Annotated in this window: 1 protein-coding gene; it reads right to left on the bottom strand. The window is 61.1% G+C overall.

The window, feature by feature from the left end:
- Nucleotides 1-118: 118 nt before the first annotated feature.
- On the bottom strand, nt 119-905 hold a 787-nt coding region (locus PQR02_RS40555), incomplete at its 5' end, for an IS3 family transposase (RefSeq protein ID WP_408243408.1).

A 905-nucleotide genomic window follows, 5' to 3' on the forward strand; every position in this document is an offset into this window, starting at 1 on the left:
TGAAGCGGTACCCATTCTGTGGACGCCATGAACTGGCTTTCGAGAGTTATCCACGGCCGGCCGGCGGGTCGCCTGTTACGACCACGACGTCGGCCGGCGGTGGGTAACTCGACACTCATTATGACGTGGGTTCCTCCTTGTGTTGATTCCCGGCGCGCCAGCGCCGCTCGAATTCACTCGGGCTCACGTAATCCAACGACGAATGCAGGCGTTCAGTGTTGTAGTACGCGAGGTACTCCGTGATGGACAACCGGGCCTGTTCACGCGTGGCGTAGTGCTCTGCATACACGCACTCGACTTTTACGGTGCCGTTAGCCGATTCCATTGGTGCGTTATCCCAACAACTCGCCTTGCGGCTCATTGAGACGGTGATGCCGCGTGCGGCGAGGACTTCGCGGTACTCGTTTGCCGCATACTGGGATCCCCTGTCAGAATGATGCATGAGCTCGCCCGTGGGGTGGCGCCAGTCCAGCGCCATAACTAGCGCCTGCAGTGTCAGGTCCTCATCGATGCGCTCGCTCATCGCCCAGCCGACGAATTTGCGACTGAACAGGTCCAGCACCAGTGCGAGATACAACCAGCCTTCGTCGGTCGCCACGAAGGTCAGGTCGACGAGCCACTTGCGGTCGGGCGCGCTCGCCTCGAAGTCGCGAGCCAGCATGTTGGGCGCGACCGGATACGCATGCCGGGAGTCGGTGGTCACAACCCGGTAGCGTCGACGCAACCTGCTTTGCAAACCGTGTTGACGCATCAGACGACCAACTCTCTTCTCGTTGATCATGCCGACTTCGCCGCGTAGTGTCCGATGCATGCGCCGGCGACCATAGCGGCCGTGATGGTGTCGTTGTAGTGACTGCATCCGCGTAACAAGACGCGCGTTTTCCACGGCCCGTTGCGACGGCGCG

Origin of the sequence: Paraburkholderia sediminicola (assembly GCF_046026895.1) — a bacterium.
Classification (GTDB): Bacteria; Pseudomonadota; Gammaproteobacteria; order Burkholderiales; family Burkholderiaceae; genus Paraburkholderia; species Paraburkholderia sediminicola_C.